Origin of the sequence: Streptomyces sp. NPDC015346 (assembly GCF_043078785.1) — a bacterium.
Taxonomy (GTDB): Bacteria; Actinomycetota; Actinomycetes; order Streptomycetales; family Streptomycetaceae; genus Streptomyces.
Map to the genome: position 1 here is coordinate 31,032 of NZ_JBIBTW010000006.1, position 26,488 is coordinate 57,519.

24 protein-coding genes are annotated in these 26,488 nt (G+C 71.3%); 6 read left to right on the top strand and 18 right to left on the bottom strand.

Annotated elements, in window-relative coordinates; translation table 11 throughout:
- Positions 1-46: 46 nt before the first annotated feature.
- Positions 47-1,621 carry an LCP family protein gene (locus ACF06X_RS22530; protein ID WP_392289068.1) on the top strand — a complete coding sequence of 525 codons (1,575 nt, stop codon included), beginning with the start codon at positions 47-49 and terminating at the stop codon, positions 1,619-1,621.
- A 31-nt stretch (positions 1,622-1,652) separates the two neighbouring features.
- Here the strand turns inward: ACF06X_RS22530 and ACF06X_RS22535 are convergent, their stop codons facing one another.
- The gene (locus tag ACF06X_RS22535; protein WP_392289069.1) at positions 1,653-2,186 is read right to left on the bottom strand and encodes an acyl-CoA thioesterase; all 534 of its coding nucleotides are present in this window, start codon (positions 2,184-2,186) and stop codon (positions 1,653-1,655) included.
- Between the two features lie 130 nt (positions 2,187-2,316).
- On the opposite strand from ACF06X_RS22535, the gene ACF06X_RS22540 reads away from it, so the two are divergent.
- Positions 2,317-3,591: an LCP family protein gene (locus ACF06X_RS22540; protein WP_392289070.1), complete on the top strand. Its 1,275-nt coding sequence runs from the start codon at positions 2,317-2,319 to the stop codon at positions 3,589-3,591.
- A 74-nt stretch (positions 3,592-3,665) separates the two neighbouring features.
- On the opposite strand, the gene ACF06X_RS22545 is transcribed toward ACF06X_RS22540, so the two are convergent.
- The 3 genes from ACF06X_RS22545 to ACF06X_RS22555 all read right to left on the bottom strand — a co-directional run bounded on the left by ACF06X_RS22545 (position 3,666) and on the right by ACF06X_RS22555 (position 7,342).
- Entirely contained in the window at positions 3,666-5,378 is a 1,713-nt protein-coding gene (locus ACF06X_RS22545; RefSeq protein ID WP_392289071.1) for a hypothetical protein, read from the bottom strand.
- Complete coding sequence (locus ACF06X_RS22550) at positions 5,375-6,097, bottom strand: polyprenol monophosphomannose synthase (RefSeq protein ID WP_392289411.1); 723 nt, start codon at positions 6,095-6,097, stop codon at positions 5,375-5,377. The genes ACF06X_RS22545 and ACF06X_RS22550 overlap by 4 nt, the downstream gene beginning before the upstream one ends.
- Positions 6,098-6,259: 162 nt before the next feature.
- Positions 6,260-7,342 (bottom strand): sugar phosphate nucleotidyltransferase, encoded by a 1,083-nt coding sequence (locus ACF06X_RS22555; protein ID WP_392289072.1) that lies wholly within the window; start codon positions 7,340-7,342, stop codon positions 6,260-6,262.
- A 222-nt stretch (positions 7,343-7,564) separates the two neighbouring features.
- Here ACF06X_RS22555 and ACF06X_RS22560 point away from each other — a divergent pair, with 222 nt between their 5' ends.
- Positions 7,565-8,896: a UDP-glucose dehydrogenase family protein gene (locus ACF06X_RS22560; RefSeq protein ID WP_392289073.1), complete on the top strand. Its 1,332-nt coding sequence runs from the start codon at positions 7,565-7,567 to the stop codon at positions 8,894-8,896.
- Between the two features lie 183 nt (positions 8,897-9,079).
- Here ACF06X_RS22560 and ACF06X_RS22565 read toward each other — a convergent pair whose 3' ends face one another.
- From ACF06X_RS22565 to ACF06X_RS22580, 4 genes are all read right to left on the bottom strand, one after another.
- On the bottom strand, positions 9,080-9,994 hold the full coding sequence (locus tag ACF06X_RS22565) for a membrane dipeptidase (RefSeq protein ID WP_392289074.1): 915 nt from the start codon (positions 9,992-9,994) through the stop codon (positions 9,080-9,082).
- A 166-nt stretch (positions 9,995-10,160) separates the two neighbouring features.
- Positions 10,161-11,363, bottom strand: coding sequence for a dipeptidase (locus ACF06X_RS22570; protein WP_392289075.1), 1,203 nt, complete (start codon positions 11,361-11,363; stop codon positions 10,161-10,163).
- Positions 11,360-11,899, bottom strand: coding sequence for a 5-(carboxyamino)imidazole ribonucleotide mutase (gene purE / locus ACF06X_RS22575; protein ID WP_392289076.1), 540 nt, complete (start codon positions 11,897-11,899; stop codon positions 11,360-11,362). Before purE ends, ACF06X_RS22570 begins: the two co-directional genes overlap by 4 nt.
- A complete protein-coding gene (locus ACF06X_RS22580; protein ID WP_392289412.1) occupies positions 11,896-13,014 on the bottom strand; it encodes a 5-(carboxyamino)imidazole ribonucleotide synthase in 1,119 nt (372 codons plus the stop codon). Before ACF06X_RS22580 ends, purE begins: the two co-directional genes overlap by 4 nt.
- Positions 13,015-13,211: 197 nt before the next feature.
- Here ACF06X_RS22580 and ACF06X_RS22585 point away from each other — a divergent pair, with 197 nt between their 5' ends.
- The gene (locus ACF06X_RS22585) at positions 13,212-13,727 is read left to right on the top strand and encodes a GtrA family protein (RefSeq protein ID WP_392289077.1); all 516 of its coding nucleotides are present in this window, start codon (positions 13,212-13,214) and stop codon (positions 13,725-13,727) included.
- Positions 13,728-13,796: 69 nt separating this feature from the next.
- Here ACF06X_RS22585 and ACF06X_RS22590 read toward each other — a convergent pair whose 3' ends face one another.
- Together ACF06X_RS22590 and ACF06X_RS22595 are read right to left on the bottom strand one after the other, a co-directional pair.
- Positions 13,797-15,062: an ATP-binding protein gene (locus ACF06X_RS22590; RefSeq protein ID WP_392289078.1), complete on the bottom strand. Its 1,266-nt coding sequence runs from the start codon at positions 15,060-15,062 to the stop codon at positions 13,797-13,799.
- 85 nt (positions 15,063-15,147) lie between these two features.
- Positions 15,148-15,825: a response regulator transcription factor gene (locus tag ACF06X_RS22595; protein WP_392289079.1), complete on the bottom strand. Its 678-nt coding sequence runs from the start codon at positions 15,823-15,825 to the stop codon at positions 15,148-15,150.
- A 382-nt stretch (positions 15,826-16,207) separates the two neighbouring features.
- On the opposite strand from ACF06X_RS22595, the gene ACF06X_RS22600 reads away from it, so the two are divergent.
- Entirely contained in the window at positions 16,208-17,728 is a 1,521-nt protein-coding gene (locus ACF06X_RS22600) for a peptide MFS transporter (RefSeq protein WP_392289080.1), read from the top strand.
- Positions 17,729-17,816: 88 nt separating this feature from the next.
- Here ACF06X_RS22600 and ACF06X_RS22605 read toward each other — a convergent pair whose 3' ends face one another.
- From ACF06X_RS22605 to ACF06X_RS22630, 6 genes are all read right to left on the bottom strand, one after another.
- On the bottom strand, positions 17,817-19,136 hold the full coding sequence (locus ACF06X_RS22605) for a hypothetical protein (protein ID WP_392289413.1): 1,320 nt from the start codon (positions 19,134-19,136) through the stop codon (positions 17,817-17,819).
- A 14-nt stretch (positions 19,137-19,150) separates the two neighbouring features.
- Positions 19,151-20,284 carry a hypothetical protein gene (locus ACF06X_RS22610; protein ID WP_392289081.1) on the bottom strand — a complete coding sequence of 378 codons (1,134 nt, stop codon included), beginning with the start codon at positions 20,282-20,284 and terminating at the stop codon, positions 19,151-19,153.
- Positions 20,281-21,183: a hypothetical protein gene (locus ACF06X_RS22615; protein WP_392289082.1), complete on the bottom strand. Its 903-nt coding sequence runs from the start codon at positions 21,181-21,183 to the stop codon at positions 20,281-20,283. The genes ACF06X_RS22610 and ACF06X_RS22615 overlap by 4 nt, the downstream gene beginning before the upstream one ends.
- Positions 21,183-21,869 carry a peptidase gene (locus ACF06X_RS22620; RefSeq protein ID WP_392289083.1) on the bottom strand — a complete coding sequence of 229 codons (687 nt, stop codon included), beginning with the start codon at positions 21,867-21,869 and terminating at the stop codon, positions 21,183-21,185. Before ACF06X_RS22620 ends, ACF06X_RS22615 begins: the two co-directional genes overlap by 1 nt.
- 121 nt (positions 21,870-21,990) lie before the next feature.
- Positions 21,991-22,503 (bottom strand): ATP-binding protein, encoded by a 513-nt coding sequence (locus ACF06X_RS22625; RefSeq protein ID WP_392289084.1) that lies wholly within the window; start codon positions 22,501-22,503, stop codon positions 21,991-21,993.
- A gap of 104 nt (positions 22,504-22,607) precedes the next feature.
- Positions 22,608-22,979 (bottom strand): STAS domain-containing protein, encoded by a 372-nt coding sequence (locus ACF06X_RS22630; RefSeq protein ID WP_392289085.1) that lies wholly within the window; start codon positions 22,977-22,979, stop codon positions 22,608-22,610.
- A 211-nt stretch (positions 22,980-23,190) separates the two neighbouring features.
- Between ACF06X_RS22630 and ACF06X_RS22635 the strand changes: the two genes are divergently transcribed.
- Entirely contained in the window at positions 23,191-24,105 is a 915-nt protein-coding gene (locus ACF06X_RS22635) for an RNA polymerase sigma factor SigF (RefSeq protein ID WP_392289086.1), read from the top strand.
- A gap of 78 nt (positions 24,106-24,183) precedes the next feature.
- Here the strand turns inward: ACF06X_RS22635 and ACF06X_RS22640 are convergent, their stop codons facing one another.
- Together ACF06X_RS22640 and ACF06X_RS22645 are read right to left on the bottom strand one after the other, a co-directional pair.
- Positions 24,184-25,677: an endonuclease/exonuclease/phosphatase family protein gene (locus tag ACF06X_RS22640; protein WP_392289087.1), complete on the bottom strand. Its 1,494-nt coding sequence runs from the start codon at positions 25,675-25,677 to the stop codon at positions 24,184-24,186.
- Between the two features lie 57 nt (positions 25,678-25,734).
- The gene (locus ACF06X_RS22645; protein ID WP_392289088.1) at positions 25,735-26,439 is read right to left on the bottom strand and encodes an aspartate/glutamate racemase family protein; all 705 of its coding nucleotides are present in this window, start codon (positions 26,437-26,439) and stop codon (positions 25,735-25,737) included.
- Between the last annotated feature and the right edge of the window lie 49 nt (positions 26,440-26,488).

Consider the following 26,488-nt stretch of genomic DNA (forward strand, 5'->3'; position numbering starts at 1 on the left):
GACACGGAGCGCGTCACGGGGGCCGGTGCCCGCTGGCGCTGATCGTATGGGCCTACGGTGCTCACGGTTCCCCCTGTCACACCCGCGGAGGTGTCCCCCGGTGCCCACACCGCCCCGCACGCCCCGTCCCCGGCCGACCGCCCGTCCCGTACCGGCCCGCCGCGGCAGACGGGTCGCCGCGGTCGCGCGGCCGAGGTGGGGCATGCGGATGGCGACGACGCTCTCCGTGCTGGTCCTCGGCGCCGGCGGAATCGGGCACGCGGTGGTCACCAGCCTGGACACCGGGATCACCAGGGTCGACCCGTTCAAGGACATGAAGAACCGCCCCCAGGCCGGGCACGGCATGAACGTGCTGGTCGTGGGAACGGACGGGCGGGAGAAGGTCTCCGAGGAGGAGCGCAGGGCCTACCGGCTCGGCGGCGAACCCTGCCACTGCACCGACACGGTGATGCTGGTCCACATCTCCGAGGACCGGGACCGGGCGAGCGTGGTGAGCCTGCCGCGCGACTCGTACGCCGAGATGCCCGAGCACGTCGACGAGACCACCGGCGAGCGGCACCAGGCGCATCCGGTGAAGCTGAACGCGGCCTACGCGGAGGGCGGGCCCGGTCTGACGGTGCGGACCGTGGAGAGCATGACGGGCGTCAAGATCGACCACTATCTGGAGGTCGACTTCACCAGCTTCATGAAGACGGTCGACGCGGTCGGCGGGGTGGAGATCTGTACGGCCCGGCCGATGCGGGACACCCACACCGGCCTCGACCTGGCGGCCGGCACGCACGAGCTGACCGGTGGGCAGGCGCTGCAGTACGTCCGCTCCCGCCATGTCGACGGGGCGTCGGACCTCGGGCGGATGGAGCGCCAGCAGCGCTTCCTCGCGGCGCTGATCGACCGGACGACCACCGGCGGGGTGCTGCTCAATCCGGTGCGTTTCCGGCAGGTCGCCACGACGATGCTCGGCTCGGTGCGCGCCGACCGGGGTTTCGGTACGGACCAGATGCTGGCCCTCGCCAAGGGGATGCGGGGCTTCACCCCCGCGTCGTCGGAGTTCGTCTCCGTGCCCGTCGGGGACGTCGCCTTCGAGGTGGAGGGGATCGGCTCGACGGTGAAGTGGGACGCGCCCAAGGCGCAGCAGCTCTTCCAGGCGCTGCGCGAGGACCGGCCGCTGACCGTGCCGAAGGGCGCAGAGGCCAGGGCCGATGCGAGCGCGGAGGCAGGGGGCCGGCCCGAGGCGGCGGCGACGTCCGGTCCGAAGGCGGTGGAGGTGGCGCCGAAGGCGGTCCGTGTCCAGGTCTACAACGGGACGCGGATCAACGGCCTGGGCCGGCGGGTGGACGACGCGCTGCGGGCGACGGGCTTCGACACCACGCGTGCCCCGCGGACCGCGGACGGTCCGCCCCTGCGGCGCACGCTCGTCGAGTACGACCCCCGCTGGGACCGCTCGGCGAAGTCCCTGGCGGCGGCGCTGCCGGGGGCGGAGCTGCGGGCCGTGCGGGGGCAGGGCGGAACGCTGCGGGTGACGGCGGGCCTGGACTACCGGGCGGTGACGCCGGTACGGGTGGAGGAGCCGAAGACCGGGCGGTTCGAGGCGGTCACCGGAGACCGGGTGGTCTGCCCGTAGGGGCTGGTGGTCAGTCCGTAGGGGCTGGTGGTCAGTCCTCGTAGCCCTCGGCCGCGCGGCGCTCGCGCAGTTCCTTGATGGCGCGGCGGCGGGCCAGCCGGTGGGTGCGGCGGATCTGGGCCTCCTGGTAGCGGCGCTGGTCGCGCTCGGTCTCGGGGATCACCGGCGGCACGACGCGCGGCTTGCCGTCGGCGTCGACGGCGGCGAAGACCAGGTAGGCGGAGCCGACCTGCTGGGCGGGGGTGGACTCGTTCCAGCGCTCGGCCAGGACACGGACGCCGACCTCCATGGAGGAGCGGCCGGTCCAGTTCACCTGGGCCTTCACATGGACCAGGTCGCCGACGCGTACCGGCTCCAGGAAGACCATCTCGTCCATGGAGGCGGTGACGGCGGGCCCGCCCGAGTGCCGGCCGGCGACGGCGCCCGCGGCGTCGTCGACCAGCTTCATGATCACACCGCCGTGGACCGTGCCGAGGAGGTTGGTGTCGTGGCTGGTCATGATGTGGCTGAGGGTGGTGCGGGAGGCGGCGGTGGGCTTGCCCGGAATATCGCCCTGATCTGTCATGCCCTCCACCTTATGCCGGGCCCCCGGGCGGTCCCCGCGGCGTCCCCTTTGCATCAGCTTGGCAACAGCGGTGACCCGATACTCCACCCACCCTGTCGGCCCCACCTGGCCGGACGGCACACTGGTCCGCATGAATGATGGGTGGAGCGACGACCGCGGACAGAATCGCGGCTACGGACGTGGCAGCGCGGACGCGCAGCCCGAGGGGGCGCGCGCGATGCGCCATGTGCAGCGTCCGCCCGTCCCCCAGCAGCCGCCGCGGTACGACCCGGGGTACGACCCGGGGTACGGGCAGCAGCCCGGCTACGACTCCGGGTACAACACCGGCCAGGTCTACGGCGCCCCCCAGGGCGGCGGCCGCGGCGGCGTACCGCCGCAGTACTCCCCGGGGCCGGGACACCCCGGACAGCCCGGACGGCCGGCGCCGGACTGGCGCCGCCGGATAAAGGTCGGCTCGATCGTGCTGGTCGTGGCGGTCGTGGGCTGGAGCGTCGGGACGTACGCGTGGGCCAGTTCGCAGATGCGCAACGAGGTCGATCTCGCCAAGGTCATCGAGCGGCCGGCCGAGGGCGACTGCACGACGTACCTGATCGTCGGCTCCGACAGCCGTGAGGGCATGTCGGCCGAGGAGAAGAAGAAGCTCCACACCGGCTCCGCGGAGGGGAAGCGGACCGACTCGATGATGATCCTCGCCGCGTGCGGCAGCGGGAACACGATGATCTCGCTGCCCCGCGACTCGTGGGTCACGATCCCCTCCTTCGTCGGCTCGGAGTCCGGGAAGAAGTTCGGGGCCCGGGGCGGCTCGAAGCTCAACGCCGCGTACGCGATGGACGGCCCGGAGCTGCTGGTCCGCACGGTCGAGTACAACACCGGTCTGCGCATCGACCACTACGCGGAGATCGGCTTCGCCGGCTTCGCGAACATCGTGGACGCGCTCGGCGGTGTCGACATGAACATCGAGAAGGGCTTCAAGGACAAGAAGTCCGGCGCCGACTTCCAGGCGGGCGAGCAGACCCTCAACGGCGAGCAGGCCCTGGCCTTCGTCCGGACCCGCTACGCCTTCGCCGAGTCGGACCTGGCCCGTACGAAGAACCAGCAGAAGTTCCTCTCCGCCCTGGCCAACCAGGCGGCGACGCCGGGCACGATCCTGAACCCGTTCAGGCTGTACCCGACGCTGGGCGCGGGCCTGGACACGCTGATCGTGGACAAGGACATGTCGCTGTACGACCTGGGCAAGATGTTCTTCGCGATGAAGGGCATCAGCGGCGGCGACGGGAAGTCGATGAACATCCCGATCTCGGGGAGCGCGCCGCAGGGGTCCCTGAGGTGGGACATGCCGAAGGTGAAGCAGCTGGTGGGGCAGATCCAGAACGACGAGAAGGTCACGGTGACCTCGGACCGCTGAGGCGGCCCCGGTACGGCGAAGGGCCCCGCGGACACGATGTCCGCGGGGCCCTTTCCCGTACCGTCGGAAGGGCGTCAGCCCACGACCTTGTAGAGGACCCGGCCGTCCGGCGACATCCCGGCCTTCTTCAGGGCGGGGTCGTTCGCGGGCAGGCCACCCTGCTGCGGCCACTGGACGATCCAGTCCGCGCCGTACTTGTGCAGGATCGCGAGCTTCTCCTCGCGCGTGGTGTCGTTGGTGAAGTAGCGCCTGGCGTCCATCCTGCGCTCGGCCTCGTCCGGCAGGAAGAAGTCCGGATAGCCGATGGCGATCGTGTAGTAGCCGTAGGCCGGCAGCTTCTGCGCCGCGAAGGGGTCGCTCATGAAGACGTCGCCGTACTTGGCGTACTTCTTCGTCCATTCGTAGGTCTTGGGCAGCTCCAGAAGGCCGCCCTTCGTGGCGAAGGAGGGCAGGGCCTCCTCGCGCATGATGAAGCCCAGCGCGTCGCGCTGTGCCCAGGCGCCGGCGACGAGCCCGATGGACACGGCGGTGGCGAAGACCGCGCGCAGCCACTTCTTGCCGCATTCGACGGCGGCGATCGCGGCGGCGATCTGGGCCGGGATGACGACGGCCGGCTCGGCGCGGCCCCAGGACCACTTCTCGGTCAGCGCGCCGGCGACGACGAGCGTGAGGCCGAGCGCGAACCAGATCACCAGCGGGTCGCGACGGTTCCGGACGAACCGCAGGACCAGGGCCACGACACCGATCAGGACCAGGCAGTAGCGCGCGAGCAGACCGCGGTAGAGATTCTGGTGGATCTCCTCCAGGCCGCCGATGCCGAAGAGGGAGAAGAAGGAGTAGTACGGCCACAGCGCCAGCACCGCGAGGCCCACGGCCACGGCGCCGAGCAGCTTGAACCAGGTTCCCTTGGCCGGCCAGGGCCGGGCCGAGGCCAGGACGCCGATCGCGCCGAGTGTGATGACCACGCCGGAGAACTGGTGGCTCAGCATGAGCACGGCCCACAGCAGGCCCAGGGAGAGGTAGGCGGTCCAGCCGGTCGCCGTACCGCCGCGCAGCGCCTTGGTGAGCAGCGTCAGGAAGTGGAAGCCCAGGGCCAGCGTGAAGGTACTGGGGTACGCGATGATCAGGGCCAGCGAGGTGAAGCCGAGGTAGCCGCTCCAGGCGACGATGTCGACGCCCCAGAGGAAGAACACGCACAGCACGGCGAGCGGCGCCGCCGCCCGGTGCCGGGTGAGTGTCCTGGTGAGACTCCAGATGCCGGTGATCAGCAGCGCCAGGCCGATGACCGCGCCGACGCGCAGCACGTTGAAGGTGTTCAGGTCGGTGGCCTTGGCCACGAGGCCGAGGAACACCATCCACGGCGAGTAGTACGGGCTGTCCGTGTCCGCCTGGACCATCGGATTGCCGGGGTCGAGCATGTCGTGCCGCAGCCGCTCGATGGTGGCCGCGTGAACACCGAGGTCGCCTGCCCAGGGCAGGCGGACTATGACGAAGACCAGGGCCGCGACGACCAGCAGGACCGCGCCGTTGGCGGCTGTGCGCAGCTGCTCGGCGAAGGGCCTGCGCCACCAGGCCGGCTCGGGGGAGGCGGTCACGTCCGCGCCCTCGTCCTCCTGCCCGTGTGCCGCGTGCTCGTGCGCCGTGTCCCCGTGCCCCACGTGCTCGTGCCCCGCCCGCTCGTGCCCCGCCCGCTCGTGCGCCGGGCGCTCGTGGGCTCCGGCCGAGGGCGGGCGGGTGTCATCCGTGGCGTGGGTCGGTGCTGCGGCGCGAGGGGAGAACCCGCTCACCCGCGGCCTCTGGCGCGGGCACGGAGCTTCCACGGCATGGCGATGGACTCGAGCTGCACGGCGAGGTTCATCTTCGACTCGCCGACCGTGCGGTCCTCGAAGTGGATCGGGACTTCCATGACCTGGAAGCCGCGGCGCAGTGCCGCGTACTTCATCTCCACCTGGAAGCTGTAGCCGGCGCTGTCGACCGAGCCGAGGTCGATCGCGCGCAGGGCGTCGGCGCTCCACAGGTTGAAGCCGCCGGTGATGTCGCGGACGCGGGTGCCCAGGATGGTGCTCGCGTAGGCGTTGGCCCAGCGGGAGAGCAGCTTGCGGTGGGCGCCCCAGGCGTCGGAGAGCGTGCCGCCGGGGACGTAGCGGCTGCCGACGACGAGGCCGGCGCCGGTGGAGAGCGCGACGCCGAGCATCTCGGCGACCTTGCCCTCGGGGTGGGAGCCGTCCGCGTCCATCTGGAGGACGTAGGCGGCGCCGTCCTCGACGGCCTTGGTCATGCCGGCGGCGTACGCGCGGCCGAGGCCGTCCTTGGCGGTGCGGTGCAGGACCGACATCCGCGGCGCGCCGTCCTCGGTGCGGTACTTCTTCGCCAGCTCCTCGGCGATGTCGCCCGTCCCGTCCGGGGAGGAGTCGTCGACGATGAGCAGTCGCAGGCCGGGGATGTCGAGCCCCATGAGGAGCTCGGCCATGCGCGGCACGTTGCCCGCCTCGTTGTACGTGGGCATGACCACGGTCAGCGCGGTCTGCGCCCATGCGTCGGGGAGGGCGAGGGATCTGCCGGTCGCGGAGGCCTCCACGCCGGGGGTCTTGTGCACACCTGTCACTGGTTTCTGCCTCACTGAGGTCGGACGGAACGCGAACTCGGGCTGCCGGGCTGCTGGGGCTGCTCAGCGGTCCGAGGAGAAGCGCAGCGCGGCGTCGGGAAGCTCTGCCTCGCACCAGACGCGCGCTCCGGAACGAAGTTCGTTGTCGGAGCCCACCAGGGCATCGTCACCGATGACGGCTCCGTCGACGACCGTACGGGCGCCAACCGTGGCACGGGCGCCCACCAGGCTGGCCTGGACGAAGGCGTCGGCCTCGACGACCGCGCCGTCCAGCACGATGGATCCGGTGACGACGGCGCCGGCCTCGATCCTGGCGCCGGCTCCCACGACGGTGCCGCCGGAGAGCTTCGCGCCCTCGGCGACGGTGGCGCCCGGGAGGATCAGGGCCTCGCCGCGCGGGCCGGGCACCGCCGGGGAGGAGACGACGCCGCGGACGAGGTCGGCGGAGGCCTGGACGAAGGACTCCGGCTTGCCGAGGTCGAGCCAGTAGGTGTCCTCGGTCTTGCCGTACAGCTTGGCGCCGGCGGCCAGCAGGCCGGGGAAGGTCTCGCGCTCGACGGAGACGGGCCGGCCGGCGGGGATGGCGTCGATGACCGAGCGGCGGAAGACGTAGCAGCCGGCGTTGATCTGGTCGGTGACGATCTCCTCGGGGGTCTGGGGCTTCTCGGTGAAGGCCAGCACCCGGCTCTCGGAGTCGGTGGGGACCAGGCCGAACGCGCGCGGGTCGGCGACGCGGACCAGGTGCAGCGAGACGTCGGCCTCGGCCGCCGTGTGGGACTCGACCAGGCCACGGATGTCGAGTCCGGTGAGGATGTCGCCGTTGAACACCAGGACCGGCTCATCGGGGCCGCTGGTCAGCAGCTCGGCCGCGTTGCGGATGGCGCCGCCCGTGCCGAGGGGCTCGTCCTCGACGACGTACTCGAGGTGCACGCCGAAGGCGGAGCCGTCACCGAAGTAGGGCTCGAAGACCTCGGCGAGGTAGCAGGTGGCCATGACGATGTGGGTGACACCGGCGGCGGCCGCCCTGGCTATCTGGTGTGCGAGAAACGGCACACCCGCGGCCGGGACCATGGGCTTGGGCGTGTTCACCGTGACAGGCCTGAGCCGCGTCCCCTGCCCGCCGACCAGCAGGACCGCTTCCGTCATTGTCTTCCCCAACACGTTCGGGTGTACGAAGCGCTAAATCTAGCCCACCTGGAGATGCGAGATGACCGAAGGTGACCACCTTAAACCGCCTTCTGAAGTGATGTTGACAACGTGAGTGTGTCCCTGTCACGGAAGCTCGCGCGCCGTGACGGTGGCGATGTCGGCGGGCCGGGCCCCGACTATGCTCGGGCAGGCATTCCGCCCGACCTCACTGGAGACCGCATGGCCCTCAAGATCACCGTGATCGGTACCGGCTACCTCGGCGCCACGCACGCAGCGGCCATGGCGGAGCTCGGTTTCGAGGTCCTCGGCCTCGACGTCGTCCCCGAGAAGGTCGAGATGCTGGCCGGCGGCCGGGTCCCCATGTACGAGCCCGGGCTCGAGGAGCTGCTCGCCCGGCACGTCGCCGGCATCGAGGGATCCTCCGGGCGCCTGCGCTTCACCACCTCCTGGGAGGAGGTCGGCGCGTTCGGCGACGTCCACTTCGTCTGCGTGAACACCCCGCAGAAGCACGGCGACTACGCCTGCGACATGCGTTACGTCGACGCGGCCTTCGCCTCGCTCGCGGGCGTGGTGACGCCGGGTTCGCTGGTCGTCGGCAAGTCGACCGTGCCGGTCGGCTCGGCCGAACGGCTCGCGGAGCTGCTGCCGGAGGGCGTCGAGCTCGCCTGGAACCCGGAGTTCCTCCGGGAGGGCTTCGCCGTACAGGACACGCTGCACCCGGACCGGGTCGTCGTCGGAGTCCGCGGAGAGCGCGCGGAGAAGATGCTGCGCGAGGTGTACGCCGGGCCGATCGGCGAGGGCTCGCCCTTCGTGGTGACCGACTTCCCCACGGCGGAGCTGGTGAAGACCGCGGCGAACTCCTTCCTCGCCACGAAGATCTCCTTCATCAACGCGATGGCAGAGGTCTGCGAGGCCGCCGGCGGCGACGTCGCCAAGCTGGCGGAGGCGATCGGCTACGACGAGCGGATCGGGTCCAAGTTCCTGCGGGCCGGGATCGGTTTCGGCGGCGGCTGCCTGCCGAAGGACATCCGCGCCTTCATGGCCCGGGCGGGAGAGCTGGGCGCCGACCAGGCGCTGACCTTCCTGCGGGAGATCGACTCGATCAACATGCGGCGGCGCGGCCAGATGGTCGACATGGCGCGCCACGCGCTCGGCGCCAACGGGTCGTTCCTCGGCAAGCGGGTGGCGGTGCTCGGCGCCACCTTCAAGCCCGACTCGGACGACGTACGGGACTCGCCCGCGCTGAACGTGGCCGGACAGATCCATCTGCAGGGCGGACAGGTCACGGTCTACGACCCCAAGGGCATGGAGAACGCGCGCCGGCTCTTCCCGACGCTGGAGTACGCCGAGTCGGCCCTGGAGGCCGTGCGCGGCGCGGACGTGGTGCTGCACCTGACCGAGTGGCGGGAGTTCCGGGACGCCCTGGACCCGGTCGAGCTGGGCGAGGTGGTGACCTCGCGGGTGATCCTGGACGGCCGCAACGCGCTGGACCCGGAGCTCTGGCGCGAGGCGGGGTGGGTGTACCGCGCGATGGGCCGCCCTCGGGCGTAGCCGCGCGGACGCCTGAGACGACGACCCGGTGCCCCGCCACCCCCGGACAGGGGGCGGCGGGGCGCCGGCGTGTCGGGACCGGAGGGCCAGGAGGGTGAGGAGTCGCCAGGGCTCAGGGGGGCGAGGAGTCGTCAGGGCTCAGGAGGGTGAGGATTCGTCAGGGCCCAGGACAGCGGCGAGTCGTCAGGGCGCCCGGCCCAGGCGTACGGCCCGGGCGTGGAACTCGGTCTCCCGCAGTGCGCGGGTGGCGTTGCCGTGGGCGAGGCCGGCCAGGTCGCACTCGTCCCAGCCGCGGCGCAGCAGCTCGGCGAAGAGCGGCGCGTAGCCGGCCGCCGGGTCGGCCGCGCCGGAGAGGCCGACGCCGAGCGGGCCCGCCAGGGCGTGGACGCGGTCCAGGGCGTCGGCCGTGACGGCGGGATCGACGGCCACCGGGACCATGCAGACGGCGCTGTACTCGCCGAGCAGGCGCAGTGTGTCGTCCGGCAGCGCGTCCGGGTCGGCGCGGGTCAGCACGGCGGGGGCCTTGGTGACGGAGAGGGTCTGGCGGACGGTGTCGGGTTCCGCGCCCGAGAGGTCGACGAGGAGGCCCAGGCGGTTCATCTCCCGTACGGCCTCGCGGGCGAAGCCGTCGAACCGGGTCACGTTCACCACCCGGACGCCGAGCGCCTGGTACGCCCGGAGCGTGGCGAGCGAGCCGCCGAGCGCGTCCCAGCTCACCGGGCCGAGCAGGGCGGCGACCCGGCCGCAGTTGCGGGCGTCGGCCATCTCCGCCGTGGAGTGCACGAGGCGCAGGTCCTCGGGGCAGCCGGCGACGAGGGTGCGGATCGCGTCGATCCGGTGCAAGGTGCCGACCACCACGTCGTCCCCGTCGGCGCGCAGGGACCAGAACTGCGCCCCCGCCTCCGCCGCGCGGCGCGGTGGGACGTCCTCCTGGTCGAGGGCCTCGGGCAGCTCGGCCCGGCCCTCCACGACGGGCTGCGCGGCGAGCAGGCTCCGGGCGCGCGACGCCGATTCGTCGAGCGGGGCCGGTTCACGGGATGCGAGTTCACCGGCGGAACGGCTGGCAGAGAGCGGTGGGGTGTCGTCGAGATCTGCCATGGGCGACTCCGAACTTCGGTGAGGCAGTACCGCCTCGCCGAGCGCGGTGAGGCAGTACCGTCCACCGTGCCAGCGGCACCGCTCCGGGGCGCGGCGGGCTGCTCCGTACGAGTACGGAGGACCGGGCCACCTCCCGCGGGGAGGCCTGACGGCCCGCCGCGAGCCGTCAGGCGGCCGGGCCGTCCAGGGACTCGATCGTCGCGTTCGACGGGCCCTTCGTCGCCCGCAGGTCCCGGGAGACCGCCTCCGCGTCCCGCAGCGCGCGGACCGCGTTCGACCAGGTCAGCCGGGCCAGGTCGGTACGCGACCAGCCACGGGTGAGCAGCTCCGCGATCAGGTTCGGGTAGCCGGAGACGTCGTCGAGACCGTCCGGCGTGAACGCCGTACCGTCGTAGTCGCCGCCGATGCCGATGTGGTCGATGCCGGCGACCTCACGCATGTGGTCGAGGTGGTCGGCGACCGTCGCCGCCGTGGCGATCGGGCGCGGGTTCTCGGCCTCGAAGGCGCGGTGGATCGCCATCGCGCGCGCGGTCGTGTCGAGGTGGTGCAGCCCGTGCGCCCGCAGGTTCTCGTCCGCGCGGGCCGTCCACTCCACGGCCTCGGGAAGGATGAACTTCGGCACGAACGTCGCCATCGCCACCCCGCCGTTGGCGGGCAGCCGCTCCAGCACGTCGTCGGGGATGTTCCTCGGGTGGTCGCAGACCGCCCGCGAGGAGGAGTGCGAGAAGATCACCGGCGCGACGGACGTGTCGAGCGCGTCCCGCATCGTCGTCGCGGCGACGTGCGAGAGGTCGACGAGCATGCCGATCCGGTTCATCTCCCGGACGACCTCGTGGCCGAAGGGCGAGAGCCCGCCGACGCCGGGCTCGTCGGTCGCCGAGTCCGCCCACGCGGTGTTGTCGTTGTGCGTGAGCGTCAGATAGCGCACGCCGAGGGTGTGCAGCGCGCGCAGGGTCGCGAGCGAGTTGTTGATGGAGTGGCCGCCCTCGGCGCCCTTCAGGGAGGCGATCCGGCCCTCCCGCCGGGCCGACTCCATGTCGTCGGCCGTCAGGGCGGGCGCGAGCTCCTCCGCGTACCGGACGAGGAGCTGGTCGACGATGTCGATCTGCTCCAGGGTCGCACTGACCGCGTCGTCCCCGGTCAGGCGGCAGGAGACGTAGACGGACCAGAACTGGGCGCCGACACCGCCGGCCCGCAGCCGGGCCAGGTCGGTGTGGAGCGCGCCGGTCTGGTCGGCGGCGATGTCGAGCCGGTCCAGGTCGTAGCGCACGTGTTCCCGCAGCGCCCAGGGGAGGTCGTTGTGACCGTCGGCGACCGGGTGGGCCGCGAGCAGTTCACGCGCCTCCGCCAGACGCTCCGCCGCGCTCACCGGGCGAACCCGAAGGACTCCGAACCCTCGACCTTGTTCCGCAGTCGCTTGCCCTTCTCGGTGGCCTGGTCGTTCAGCTCCTGCTGGAACTCCCGCATGCGGCTGAGCAGGTCGGGGTCGTGCGCGGCGATGATCCGGGCGGCGAGCAGACCGGCGTTGCGCGCGCCGCCGATGGAGACCGTCGCGACCGGCACGCCCGCCGGCATCTGCACGATGGACATGAGCGAGTCCATGCCGTCGAGGTACTTCAGCGGGACCGGCACGCCGATGACCGGGAGCGGGGTGACCGAGGCCAGCATGCCCGGCAGATGGGCCGCGCCGCCCGCGCCCGCGATGATCGCCTTCAGCCCGCGGCCGGCCGCCTCCTCGCCGTACGCGATCATCTCGCGGGGCATGCGGTGTGCGGAGACGACGTCGACCTCGTACGCGATCTCGAACTCGTCCAGGGCCTGCGCCGCGGCCTCCATGACCGGCCAGTCGGAGTCGGATCCCATGACGATGCCGACGACGGGGCTCGCATCGGGGCTTGTGCTCATTCGGTGATCGTTCCTCGCAGGTAGCCGGCGGCGTGACGCGCGCGCTCCAGCACGTCGTCGAGGTCGTCGCCGTAGGTGTTGACGTGCCCCACCTTGCGGCCGGGCTTCACGTCCTTGCCGTACATATGGATCTTCAGCTGAGGGTCGCGGGCCATGCAGTGCAGATAGGCGTAGTACATGTCGGGGTAGTCCCCGCCCAGCACATTGCACATGACCGTCCACTTCGCGCGCGGGCGGGGATCGCCGAGCGGCAGGTCGAGGACGGCCCGGACGTGGTTGGCGAACTGCGAGGTGATCGCGCCGTCCTGGGTCCAGTGGCCGGAGTTGTGCGGGCGCATGGCGAGTTCGTTGACGAGGATGCGGCCGTCGCGCGTCTCGAAGAGCTCCACGGCCAGGTGGCCGACGACGCCGAGCTCCTTGGCGATGCGCAGGGCCAGCTCCTGGGCCTGGCCGGCCAGCTCGTCGGAGAGCTCCGGCGCCGGGGCGATCACCGTGTCGCAGACGCCGTCGACCTGCCGGGACTCGACGACCGGGTAGGCGACGGCCTGGCCGTGCGGGGAGCGCACGATGTTGGCGGCGAGCTCGCGCGTGAAGTCGACCTTCTCCTCGGCCAGGACCGCCACGCCCGCCAGGAACGGCTCGCGGGCTTCGTCTTCCGTACGGACGAACCAGACGCCCTTGCCGTCGTAGCCGCCGCTCACGGTCTTGAGGATGATCGGGAAACCGCCCACCTCGGCGGCGAAGGCCGCCGCGTCCGCCGGATCGGCGACGATCCGGTGGCGGGGGCTGGGCGCCCCGATCTCGTCGAGCCTGGCGCGCATCACACCCTTGTTCTGGGCGTGCACCAACGCGTCGGGCCCGGGGCGGACGGGGATGCCCTCCGCCTCCAGGGCGCGCAGGTGTTCGATGGGGACGTGCTCGTGATCGAAAGTGATCACGTCACATCCGCGCGCGAAGTCACGCAGCGTAGCCAGGTCGCGATAGTCGCCGATGACGACGTCGCTCACCACCTGGGCCGCCGAATCCTGCGGAGTGTCACTGAGCAGCTTGAACCTGATGCCGAGGGGGATGCCCGCCTCGTGGGTCATACGGGCGAGCTGACCGCCACCGACCATGCCGACTACCGGGAACGTCACTCTCTTAGGGTATCCGCACCATCCGGTGGGTCTCAGCCCCCTGTGCTTTGACACAGGCCCTGACCTCACCAGTCCCGCCGGACCCGCTGGTTTACGACGTCCACAGGCGGGCTGAGAGAGGCGCTGGTTAGCATGGCTTGGTTGACATCGTCCGAACGGCAGGGGCTGCAATCACCATGAGTAAACGAAGCGCGCTGCGCGTGCGGCTCGACCAGCTCGCACGCGAGTTCGCCAAGTTCGGCGCAGTGGGTGGTGTCGGGCTCTTGGTGGACCTCGGGGTGTTCAATCTCGTGCGCCACTTCACCGAGGTGCCGGTGGTGCGGGCGAGCATCATCGCCACGGTCGTGGCCATCGTCTTCAACTACCTGGGCTTCCGGTACTTCACGTACCGGGACCGTGACAAGAGCAGCCGTACGAAGGAGCTGAGCCTCTTCCTGCTCTTCAGCGCCGCCGGTCTGGTGATCCAGAACGGGATCCTCTACGCGGCGACGTACGGGTTCGGCTGGGACACCCCGCTGCAGAGCAACTTCTTCAAGTTCTTCGGCATCGGCGTCGCGACCCTGTTCCGCTTCTGGTCGTACCGGACCTGGGTGTTCCGTACGCTGCCGGCCAAGGAGGCCGTGCAGACCGCGGAGTCATTCCTGGAGCAGGCCCCCCGGCAGGCGACCAGGAAGCAGCCCGACCGGGTGTGAGCCCCCACGGGACCCACCGGACCGGGTCCCTTAGCCGACCAGGTCCCTTAGCGGTAGCGGACCAGGTCCCTAGCGGACCGGGCGTTCCTGGTCCGACCGGCTTCTGACCTCGCGGCCGAGGAAGAGCGCGAACACCGGCGGCTGCTGCTGCAGCAGTTCCAGCCGCCCGCCGTCCGCCTCCGCGAGGTCCCTGGCCACGGCGAGACCGATCCCCGTGGAGTTGCGGCCGCTGATGGTCCGCTCGAAAATGCGCGCCCCGAGATCGGCCGGGACGCCCGGGCCCTCGTCGGTGACCTCGATCACGGACTGGTTGCCGGTGACGCGCGTACGCAGGGCGACGGTGCCGCCACCGTGCATGAGCGAGTTCTCGATGAGCGCGGCGAGGACCTGGGCGACGGCGCCCGGGGTGCCGACCGCGCGCATGCCCTGCTTGCCGGAGTGGACGATGGCCCGGCCCGCGCTGCGGTAGGCGGGGCGCCATTCCTCGATCTGCTGCTTGATGACCTCGTCCAGGTCGAAGGCGATGGCGGAGCCCGTGCGGGGGTCGCGGGAGTTCGTGAGCAGCCGCTCGACGACGTCGGTGAGCCGCTCGACCTGGGTGAGCGCGATCGTCGCCTCCTCCCTGACCGTGTCGAGGTCACCCGCCACCGCCACCTCCTCCAGGCGCATCGACAGGGCCGTGAGGGGCGTACGGAGCTGGTGCGAGGCGTCCGCGGCGAGCCGGCGCTCGGCGGTGAGCATCCGGGCGATCCGCTCCGCCGAGGCGTCCAGGACGTCCGCGACACGGTCCAGCTCCGGCACTCCGTACCGCTTGTGGCGCGGGCGGGGATCGCCCGACCCGAGGCGTTCCGCGGTCTCGGCGAGGTCCGTGAGCGGGGATGCCAGCCGGTTCGCCTGGCGTACGGCGAGCAGGACGGCGGCCACGACGGCGAGCAGCGCCACGGCCCCGATGATCAGGAGCGAGCGGCCGACCTCGGACGTGATCGTGGAGCGGGACTCCTCGACGGTCACCGTCTCCCCCCGCTCACCCTCCGCGGTGGAGCGGATGACGCTGCCGTCGGGCCGTTCGCCGATCTCGATGGGCTCGCGGCCGGGGATCTCGATCAGGGCGTACCGCTTGGCGCCGCTCTGCTCGGAGAGGATGTCGGGGTTGACGGGCTCCCCGCCGATGAGCCTGCTGTCGACGATGGAGACCAGGCGCAGGGCCTCGGAGTCCACCCGCTCCTGGGCGCTGCTGGAGATGGTCCGGGTCTCGACGATGACGAGGGAGACCCCGAACACGGCGATGACGACGAGGACCACGGCGAGGGTGGAGTTGATCAGCCTGCGGCGCACGGTGCCCTCCGGGCGGGAGTACGAGGTACTCCCCGAGCCTACGGCCCGTACGTTCCCATCAGCTCCTCAGCTCCTCAGCAGCTCGTCAGCTCTTCTCGAAGCGGAAACCGACGCCCCGGACGGTGGCGATGTAGCGCGGGTTGGCCGCGTCGTCGCCGAGCTTCTTCCGGAGCCAGGAGATGTGCATGTCGAGGGTCTTGGTCGACGACCACCAGGTGGTGTCCCAGACCTCGCGCATCAGCTGGTCGCGGGTGACGACCCGGCCCGCGTCGCGGACCAGGACCCGGAGCAGGTCGAACTCCTTCGCCGTGAGCTGGAGCTCCTCCTCGCCCATCCAGGCGCGGTGCGACTCGACGTCGATGCGGACGCCGTGCGTCGCGGGCGGGACGGCCGGTTCGGTGGCGCCGCGCCGCAGGAGGGCCCGGACCCGGGCGAGCAGTTCGGCGAGGCGGAACGGCTTGGTGACGTAGTCGTCGGCGCCGGCGTCCAGTCCGACCACGGTGTCGACCTCGTCGGCGCGGGCGGTCAGGACCAGGATCGGAACCGTGTGCCCCTCGGAGCGCAGCCGCCGGGCGACCTCCAGGCCGTCCATGCCGGGCAGGCCGAGGTCGAGCACGACCAGGTCGACTCCGCCCTTGAGTCCGGCGTCGAGGGCGGAGGGCCCGTCCTCCCGCACCTCCACCTCGTACCCCTCCCGCCGCAGGGCGCGGGCCAGCGGTTCCGAGATGGATGCGTCGTCCTCGGCGAGCAGTACACGGGTCATGGGGTGATGGTAGTCCGCACGGGGGACGGCTCGGGGCGTGATCCACAGGGTGCCCGGCCACCCTGGGGATCATGGTGGCCAACCTGCTCATGACCTTCGAATACGCCCTGTTGGTTCCTTGGTCACCTGTGATCCATCTCTCAAGTCCTTCCATATCCGGCACTGTCGTGTCGTATGGTGGCGAGGCGTCTGTTGCGGTAGACGGGGACCTTTGGCTCGCTTTGACAGCCGGGGTCCTCTTTTCTGCGCGAGGTCGGCTCCGCCGATCCCGATGACGACGAACGACCTGTGGGCCCGGCGCGCCCCATCCCTCGGGTGCCGGCCTTCCCCACCGGGCGCACCACGCTCACAAGGCGCGCGTCCCGACAGAGCAAGGATCGACATGGCGTCCAGCCTGACGACGGCTTCAACCGGAATCCCCGGTTCCGAGAAGACGTTCTTCGGCCACCCCCGCGGCCTGGCCACTCTCTTCATGACCGAGATGTGGGAGCGTTTCTCCTACTACGGCATGCGTGCACTTCTCGTGTACTACATCGTCTCGGGCGGCGCCGACGCCGCGAAGGGCAGCCAGGGCGGCGGCCTCGCGATGGACGCGGCGATGGCCACGGCCATCTACTCCGTCTACGTCTCGATGGTCTACCTGATGGCCATGCCGGGCGGCTGGTTCGGCGACCGCGTCTGGGGCGCCCGCAAGACCGTCGCGATCGCCGGTTTCGTGATCATGGGTGGTCACGTGGCGCTGGCTCTTCCCGGCCAGGCCATGTTCTTCGTCGGACTCGCGCTCGTCGCGGTCGGCTCGGGTCTGCTGAAGGCCAACATCTCCACGATGGTCGGCCACCTCTACGACGGTCCCGAGGACCCGCGCCGTGACGGTGGCTTCACGCTCTTCTACATCGGCATCAACCTCGGCGCCTTCGTCGCCCCGTTCGTCATCGGCACGGTCGGCAAGGAAGTCAACTGGCACCTGGGCTTCGCCCTCGCCGCGGTCGGCATGGGTCTGGGCCTGGTCCAGTTCCTGATCGGCACCCGCCACCTGAGCCCGAAGAGCAGCCTCGTCCCGAACCCGCTCTCCGCCGACGAGCGCCGCGGCATCCTGACGAAGGTCGCCCTGGTGACCGCCCTGGTCGCCGTCTTCTACGGCGCCGTGGTCGCCCTCGGCATGTACACCCTGAACTGGGCCCTGGTCCCGCTCACCCTCGCCGGTCTGATCATCCCGATCGCCGTCCTGGTCCGCATCAAGCGCGACAAGGACCTGAGCGCGGGCGAGCAGTCCAAGATGAACGGCTACATCTGGTTCTTCGTCGCCGCCGCCATCTTCTGGATGATCTACGACCAGGGTGGCTCGACCCTCTCGCTCTTCGCGGACGGCAAGACCGCCGGCTCCGTCTTCGGGCTCGGCTTCTCCGCCACCTGGTACCAGTCGCTGAACCCGCTCTTCGTCATGGCGCTGGCCCCGGTCTTCGCCTGGCTGTGGCTGTGGCTGGCCCGCAAGAACCAGGAGCCGAACACCATCGTGAAGTTCGCGATGGGTCTGGTCCTCGTCGGCGCCTCCTTCTTCGTCTTCATCGTCCCGATGAACATGGCAGGCGACGGCACCCTGGTCTCCCCGATGTGGCTCGTCTCGATCTACATGATCCAGACCATCGGTGAGCTGTGCCTCTCCCCCGTGGGCCTCTCCGTCACGACGAAGATGGCGCCGCAGAAGTACGCCTCCCAGATGATGGGCGTCTGGTTCCTCGCGGTCACCGCCGGTGACTGCACCACGGGTCTGCTCTCGCTGGCCGGTGTGGACCTCAACGGCACGGGCGTCATCGCGATGCAGGCCGCCCTGGCGGTCGCCGCCGGATTCGCGATCTACATGTACCGCAAGAAGGTCCAGAGCCTCATGGGCACCGTGCACTGACGCCACGCCACCTGGCTTCGCTTCGTACAGGTCTGAGGGCCGCCGCACCGGAATCCGGTGCGGCGGCCCTCGGCCGTTTTTCTGTACGTCAGCGGCGCAGGCGCGCCCACGGGGTGAAGGTGAACACCGCGCCGCCGAGGAGGATCACCGTGCCGGCGACGAGGGCGAGTGCGCGTAGGGCGCCGTCGTCCTCGGCTCCGGTCTCGGCGAGACCGCCGCCGGAGCCCGAGCCGGACCCGGAGCCCGAGCCCGAGCCGCCTGAGGCCGCGGTGGAGCCGGACGTGCCGCCGGACGTGCCGCCGGACTGCTTGGTCGTGTCGAGTTCCAGCGACGCCTGGACACTGCCCTTGACCTCGCACGGGATGACGATCGGCGAGCCGCCCAGCGAGACGTTGATCGTCAGCTTCCCGGGGCTGAGCGTGGCCTTGCCGCTCGCGCCGGGCTTGTACGTTCCCGTCATGTCGGTCAGGTCGACCGGCTTGCCCGCCTCCAGGGGCGCCGGGTTGGCGGGGCCGGTCACCGTGACCGTACCGCTGTCGGCGCCGCCGACCTTCACGGCCATGGACGGCTTGAGCGCACCCTTGGGGAGGGCGGCCGGGCTGTTCATGACGCCCTTGGCGGTCTTGACGGTGAGCGCGTAGCTTCCGCCGTTCTTCTTGGCGTTGATGGTGACCTTGGAGGTGATGTTCGCCGGCCCCGGGGCCTGGCAGGAGAACTGGACCGCGACCTCCTTGCCGGCGAAGTCGGTCTGCCCACCGCCGCCGCCGGAGGTGCCCCCCGAGGAGCCACCCGAGGAGCCGCCCGAGGTGGAGCCACCGGACGAACTCGTACCGCCGCCAGAGGTGCTCGTACCGCCGCCAGAGGTGGTGGTGCCGCCTCCGCCGTCCGTCACCTTGATCTTCGCGGCGACGGCCACCGTCTCCTTCGGCGAACACTTGGTGTCCGTCGACATCGGCTTGGAGACGTTGATGTTGTACTTGTCCGGCGTCAGCGTGATCTCTCCCGCCTTCTCCAGCTTCAGTTTGCCCTTCATGTCCGGCAGCACCATCGGGCTGTTCTTCGGGATCGGCGGGTTCTGCCGCGGCCCCTCCATGGTCAGCGTGCCGCTCGCCGCGCCGCCGACCTTGACGACGCCGGTCGGCTTCACCGTGTCCTTCTCCAGGTCGATGACGTCGGGGTTCTTGGAAGCGGCCTCGACCGTCTTCCACACCACCTCGACCTCGTCACCGACCTTCGCCTCCGCCGGCGCGGTGATCAGCACCTTCGTGGTGCCCTGCACCGGCGGCATGCCGGAGATGGACGGCGGTATGCACTCGGTCCGGTACGAGACCTCGGCGGCCTGAGCGGGAGCGGCGGTCAGCAGGATCCCCGCGCCGCCGAGCATCAGCGCGACTCCCGCCGCGCTCATCCTCCGTTGCGTGCTCACGAATGTCCCTTCGTCGTCGGGCTGTTCTCTGACGGTGCGGAGTCGGGGGTGAACCACGGCAGGACCGTGGTCGTGGTGACGCCGGCGCCGTCCCGGTCGGGGACGGCTCGGGGCGTGGGGGCGGTACGTACGGAGGTACGGCGGCGGCGGCCCGTACCGGCGCCGGTGGCTCCCGGCCGGACCCGGTCCACCACCGCCATGCCGATCCGGAAGAGCGCCGCCGGGACGACCACGGCGAGCAGCACCCAGAACAGCGTCACGCCCCACGGCCGGCCGACGCCCCACGGCTGGTCGACCAGGACCTCGCCGGCGTACCTCACCGACACCTCGTAGTCGCCGTGCGCGCCCGCGGCCAGCTCCACGGGCAGCTTGATCAGGGCCTTTCGGCCGGGCTCGATGGTGCCGCGCCACTGGCGTTCCTCGTACCGCGGCGCGAAGACGCCGTGGCTGGTGCCGACTTGGAAGACCGGGTCCTTGACCGGGGTCTGACCGAGGTTGCCGACGGTGAAGACGACCTCGCGCCGGGCCGGGGCGCCGAACCACACCAGGACACCGCTGGAGCCTTCGAGGCGTACGGAGGCGAGCACGGCGAGCCGGCCGTCGCCGGAGGCCTCGGGCAGCGGGGCGGTCGGATGGCCGGCGACCGCGAACTCCACGTCCACGGCGTCCTGTTGGCCGGTGACCCCGACGACATGCACCACGCACGGGCAGGGCTTGGGGGGCTCGGCGACCGGCATCTTCTGGCTGAAGACGCCCCTGGCGTCCACGGTGGCGGCCCGGCCGTCGGTGTTGGCACAGGAGTTGGTCCCGCCGATGACCCCCTTGCCGGGCGCGGACTGACCGCACATCAGCAGCATGAGGAGCGCCCCCGGCTTCCATCCGGCGCCGCTCACAGTGATCTCGCCGCCTCTGCCGCCCTCTTGCCGCGACAGGGCGACGGTGGGGCCCGGTGCGGGGGCCGCGGAGCGGGTGGCGGAGGCATGGGCGGCGGGCAGCAGGGCGAGTGCGAGCGCGGCGAGGACCGCCAGGAAGCGGCGGGCCGCGGGCCCGCCCCCGCCGGGCGGTCGCGGGAGTACCCGTCCCCCTCCCCGTACACCCGCCCGGGCCGCCGTCGTACGCCGTACCGTCATCGCTCCGCTCCCGCCTCGGCCTGGCCGCGCTCGTCCCGCTCCATGTCCGCGCCGGTGCGGCGTCTTCGGGCCGCGAGCGTGGCCGCTCCCGCCGCCGCGAGCAGCAGGACCGCCCCGGCGACGACCGGACCGGCGGGCAGGAACACCCGCTCCGCGCGGGCCGTCGCGGCGGCGGCGCCCGGGGCGGTGGCCCGCAGGTGGACCGTGACCGAGTCGAGCGCGGGCGGGTCGTCCCAGGGTTCGGTGCGGGTGATCCGTTCGCCGGGCCGCAGGGTGAGCGGCAGTGCGCGGGAGGGGCGGTCGAGCACGGGGCCGAGGGCGCCGTCGGCGCGGACGGACAGCCGGGGAGCGAGGACCGTGTTGCCCCGGTTGACGAGGGTGTAGTGGAGGGTGCCCGCGCCGTCGAGCCGTACCTTCTCGACGGTGAGCGCCGCCAGGCTCGGCCCGCCGACCCGCAGGTGCACCGGCACCCGCACCTCCCGGCCGCCCGCCTCTGCGCGCACGGTGCCATGGTGCTCGCCGGGCGCGGTGGCGGCCGTCACGGTCACGGCGAACGGCACGTCGGCCCGGGTCCGTGGCGGCACCGTCACCGCTCTCGCCGCGAAGGCGAGGGGCGTGCCCTGCCCGCTCAGCCGCACGGTGAGCGGTTCCGTCCCCGGGTTGGCGACGGAGAGGGTGTCCTCCAGGACGCTGCCGGGCGCGCCTTCGAGGTAGACGTAGGGCCTGCCCGCCGCGGGGGTCGCCGTCCACCCCGGCGCGGACGCGGACGGCGCGGGCGCGGACGGCCTGGGCGCGGACGGCGCGGACGCGAACGGCGCGGGCGCGGACGGCGCGGCCACCGCCGGTCCGGCCAGGGTCAGGAGGGCGGCGGTCGCGGGCCCCGCCCATGCCCTCCGCATCAGCGCGCCGTGCGCCGCGTGAGCCAGAGCACACCGGCCGCGCCGGTCAGCAGCACCGTACCGCCGAGGGTGCCGAGCGCCGTCGCGGAGTCGAGCGGGCCGGTCCTGGGCAGTTCTCCGACCCCCGTGGACTCCGTACCCGTGCCGTCGGAGTCCGAGGACCCGCCTGGGGCCGTGACCTGGAGTTCCAGCGAGGGCTTGGGGTTGTTCTTCGGCGTGCAGGTGGCGGCGTCCATCCCGAGGGCGTGGACGATCAGCACGCCGGCCGTGAAGGTGACCTTGCCGCTCTTCTTCGGGGTGTACGTACCCGTCAGCCGGCCGATCTTGATGGGGGTGTCGGGCGGGATCGCCGCCGTGTTCGGCGTCCCCTTGACCTTCACCGTGCCCTTGTCCGCGCCGCCGAGGACGAGCTCGGCGCGCGGGGTCATGACACCCTTCGGCAGCTCGATCGGGCTGTCGGAGACGCCCTTCTCGAAGGACATGGTGATCGTGTAGGCGTTTCCGCTCTTGACGGCCGTGATGTCGACGGGCGAGACGGCGCCCTTGGGCCCGATCTTCGTCTCGCAGGCGTAGTCCACGTCGACGACGGCGGCCTGTGCGGCGGGGGCGGAGGCCAGCACCGCCGAGCCCGCCGCCCCTGCCACTGCCGCTGCCAGCGCGAGAGCTGTTCTCCTCCGGTACGGCACCCCAAGCACCCCTCACCGCAGAGTTACTGACGGCATATCAGATTGGGCGTCAAGGTACGCCTGGGGCGTGGAGGAGGGAAGACACAAGGACGGCCGAATACGGCTCCGTGGACGGAACGCCCTACGCGGGGGCCGCCAGTTCCGCCCAGACCGTCTTGCCGGGGGCGCCCGGGCTGCGCTCGATGCCCCAGTCCAGGCAGAGCCGCTGCACGATGAACATGCCGTGACCGCCCGGCCGCCCGGAGCGGTGCGGGGTGCGCGGCGCGGGCTGACCCGCGCCCAGGTCGGCGACCTCCAGGCGCAGCACCTTGGCCCGGCGTACGACGCGCAGCAGCTCGGGGCCCTCGGCGTGCAGGCAGGCGTTGGTGACAAGCTCCGAGACGACGAGCAGGACGTCCTCCGCGGCGGCCCTGGCGTCGGCGGAGGCGGCGGGCAGCCAGCCCCAGTCGTACAGCAGTGATCTGGTGAAGTCGCGCGCGAGCGGAACGGTGCCACTGGTGGCGCCGAGCGCGAGCGTCCGTACGTCGACACCGGCCGCGGCCTGGATGTCGGCGGCGACCGGGCCGTCGGCGTCGGCATCCGCCGCGGGGTGCACCGACCCCTCGGCCTCCCTGCCACCGGCAGCAGTGTCCATCAGCGCTTTCACCTCACCGATTCAACCGATTCAACCGATTCACCCGACACAACGGACCAAACCGGGGCTCTCCTGCCCGGCCTTTGCGCGCCGACACCCCCCACTCAGTCGGAGAGTGCGGCCGCGAGCGAGTCGTGCACGGTGAAGACGATGTCCGCACCGGTGATCTCGAAGACTCTGGCCACCACCGGACGCATCCCGGCCAGGTGGACCCCGCCCCCTGCGGCGTCGGCCTTCAGCCGGGCCCCGAGCAGGACGTTGAGCCCGGTGGAATCACAGAATTCGAGTCGTGAACAGTCGACCACGAGCCGTGACCGGCCGGCGTCGAGCGCCTCCTCGAGTGGCGAACGCAACACGTCGGCCGTGTGGTGATCGAGCTCACCCACCGGAGTGAGGATCTCGGTCGTCCCCACGGTCCGGACCTCGACCCGCAGCCGTCCCCCCGACTGCGTGCTGCCGATGCTCTGGCGGTCCATGCCCGTGCCTCTTCTCGCTCTCGCGGATGCCGGTTGACGTGCGTCGCACCCTACAAGTTCCCCACACCTCCGCGCACCTGAACACCGCTACACACCCTCCCAAACAGGACATATGACACTTGCGACGACCCTGGTCGAGCGGGTAGGCCTAGGAGGGAACATCCGACACGGCCGGCTTTGGAGGCGCCGCAAACCGCAGCAGGAAGAAACGATGGAGGAGACCATGTCACCCCGGCTCGACGCCCCGCGTACCCACGACGCGCCGTCGGCAGCAACTCCGCCCCCCACGCTCGGCCTGCCCGAAGGCCTGCCCGAGGACCTCTCCGAGGGCCTCGCGGACATCGGGCCTTTCGACCGCGTCGACCCCCTCGACGCGCGGGCGCTCTCGAAGACCCTGTTCGCCCGGCTCGAGGTCCTCGAAGAGGGCACGCACGAGTACGCGTACGTCCGCAACACCCTGGTCGAGCTCAACCTCGCCCTGGTCAAGTTCGCCGCCTCACGGTTCCGTACCCGCAGTGAACCGATGGAGGACATCGTCCAGGTCGGCACGATCGGCCTCATCAAGGCCATCGACCGCTTCGAGCTGTCCCGGGGCGTCGAGTTCCCCACCTTCGCGATGCCGACGATCGTCGGCGAGATCAAGCGCTTCTTCCGCGACACCTCGTGGTCCGTGCGCGTCCCGCGAAGGCTCCAGGAGCTCCGCCTCGACCTCGCCAAGGCCGGTGACGAACTGTCCCAGCGGCTCGACCGGGCGCCGACCGCCGGTGAGCTCGCCGAGGAGCTCGGTCTGAGCCGCGAAGAGGTCGTCGAGGGCATGGCCGCCAGCAACGCGTACACCGCGAGCTCGCTGGACGCCCAGCCCGAGGAGGACGACAGCGAGGGCGCGCTCGCCGACCGGATCGGCTACGAGGACCACGGCCTGGAGGGGATCGAGTACGTCGAGTCCCTCAAGCCGATGATCGCCTCGCTGCCGTCCCGCGAACGGCGCATCCTCTCCCTGCGCTTCGTCGCCGGCCTGACCCAGTCGGAGATCGGCGAGGAGCTGGGCATCTCCCAGATGCACGTCTCCCGGCTGCTCTCCCGCACGCTGGGCAGACTGCGCAAGGGACTGACGCTGGAGGAATGACCTCCCGCGCCCCCCTCCAAGAGCCTTGTGGAAAGGGCCCGTTCCATCCTCGGACGGGCCCTTCCGCATGGGCGTCGGCTAGGCGCTCGGCAGCCGCAGGTGTGCCGAGATCGGGTAGTGGTCGGACGATCCGGCGTCGGCCGGGACGTCGCACGAGACGATCTGGGCGGTGGCGGGGGCGAAGACGTAGTCGATCTTGATCGCGCGTCCGTCGACGGGCTTGGTCACGCGTCCGTCACGGGGCCGGTCGGCCCACAGGCCCTCGTCGCACTCGCGGTCGGCCGCGTAAAGGTCGGCCAGGGCCTCCTTGGGGCCGTCGGGGGCGGTCGAGTCCGGCGGTACGACGTTGAAGTCGCCGCCGAAGACCGTGCGGTAGCCGACCGGGGTCTCGGCGTGCACGATGTCGCGCAGCTGCTCCGCCTGGGCGATGCGGTACTTCCCGGTGGCGTCGTCGTCCGCCAGGCCGGAGCTGAAGTGCGCCGTGCAGAACTGTAGGGCGCGCGCGGGGACGGCGGCGCAGAGGGCCGCCCGCTGCTCGATCCGCGTCACGGTGGTGCCGATGGTCTCGTTGGGCGGAGAGGTCAGCTCGTAGGCCTTGGTCCAGGTGCTCGCCTCCGGCACGGCCAGGCCGATGCCGTACGCGCCACGGTCCACGGTCCAGGCGTTCTCGGTGCCGGTCTTGGCGCAGGAACGGGCGGCCTTGAGCGCCGAGCCGTCGACGGCGTACTGGATGGGGGTGAAGCTGACGCGCCACCCCTTGTTCGTCGCCGCCTCCAGCCTGGCCTCGATGGCGCCGGTGTGCTTCTCGCAGATCTCCTGGAGGAAGAGGGCGTCGTAGCCTGCCGCCGCTCCGCCCAGCCGGGCGACGATCCGGTCGGCGAGGACGTCGCCGCCGACGCGGTAGTTGCCGCACTTCTCATTGACGTTGGCGCAGACGTTCCAGGACATCACCCTGAAGTCCTCGGCCGTGGCCGGGGAAGCGGGCGCGGGGCGGCTCGCGCCGCCGAGGCCGGCGTCGAGGTCGACCAGCGTGAAGCGCTCCCAGGACCCGGGCGTGGTGGCGCCGCGGGCCCGGAGCATGGCCTGGTCGGAGTCGGAGTCGTTGATCTCGGCGGTGACGTACAGGCCGTTCGCCTTGGACTTCAAGGCGTAGTTGCCGTTGGATTGCCGCACCAGGTGGAACTTCTGCCAGTCGCCGATGGCCGTCCCGCGGGCGCGCAGCAGACCGGCGTAACTCCCGGTGTAGTTCACCTCGGTGGTGACATAGAGCCCGTTCGCCTCGGAGCGCAGGGCGACGGTCACGCCCTTGTCGTCGGAGTGAAGGGTGAACTTCTCCCAGGACCCCAGGCTTTCGGCCCCGCCGGCCGTGCGGGCCCGCAGCTTGCCCGCCTGCGCGCCCGGGTCGTTGATCTCGGCGGCGACGAACAGGCCGTTGGCCTCGGAGCGCAGGGCGAACTTGTGCCCCTCGGTGAGCGGGGCGGCGTCGGCCGCGTGGGCCTCGGCGGCCGGCAGGGCCACGACGGTGAACAGGGCGGCGCAGAGCGCCGCCAGATGGCATATGAGTCGTCTCACTCAAGATCCTTAAGTCGAGGCAAAGGCCCCGGAGCTTACCCTGCACGGGGGCCGCGTCTAGGACTTGAGGACGTGCCGCAGGGCGGCCTCGACGGCCGCCTCGGCGTGGATACGGGTGGTGGGGAAGACGGCCACCGGGCTGTCCTCGGGGCGCACCAGCAGCTCGATCTCGGTGCAGCCGAGGATCACCCCCTGGGCGCCGGCGTCGACGAGCCGGTCGATCACCTGCCGGTACGTGGCACGCGACTCCTCGCGTACGACGCCGAGGCACAGCTCCTCGTAGATGACCCGGTGCACGTCGGCGCGGTCGTCGGCGCCGGGCACGAGCACGGTGAGGCCATGGGAGGCGAGACGGTCGCGGTAGAAGTCCTGCTCCATGGTGAAGGCGGTGCCGAGGAGGCCGACGGTGGTGAGACCTTCGGCGCGGACGGCGCGGGCGGTGGCATCTCCGAGATGCAGCAGCGGCACGTCGACGGCCCGTTCCACCTGGTCGGCGACCTTGTGCATGGTGTTCGTACAGATGAGCACCATGTCGACCCCGGCCGCCTCAAGCCCGCGCGCGGCACCCGCGAGCACCTCCCCCGCCCGCTCCCACTCCCCGGCGGCCTGAAGCCGCTCGATCTCGGCGAAGTCGACGGAGTGCAGCACACACCGCGCCGAATGCAGCCCTCCGAGCCGCTCCCGTACGCCTTCGTTGAGAAGCCGGTAGTACTCGGCACTGGACTCCCAGCTCATGCCCCCGATGAGGCCGATGGTCTTCATGAACGCCACGTTAGGGGCCGCCCTCGCCTCCCGGCCGGCCATGGCGATG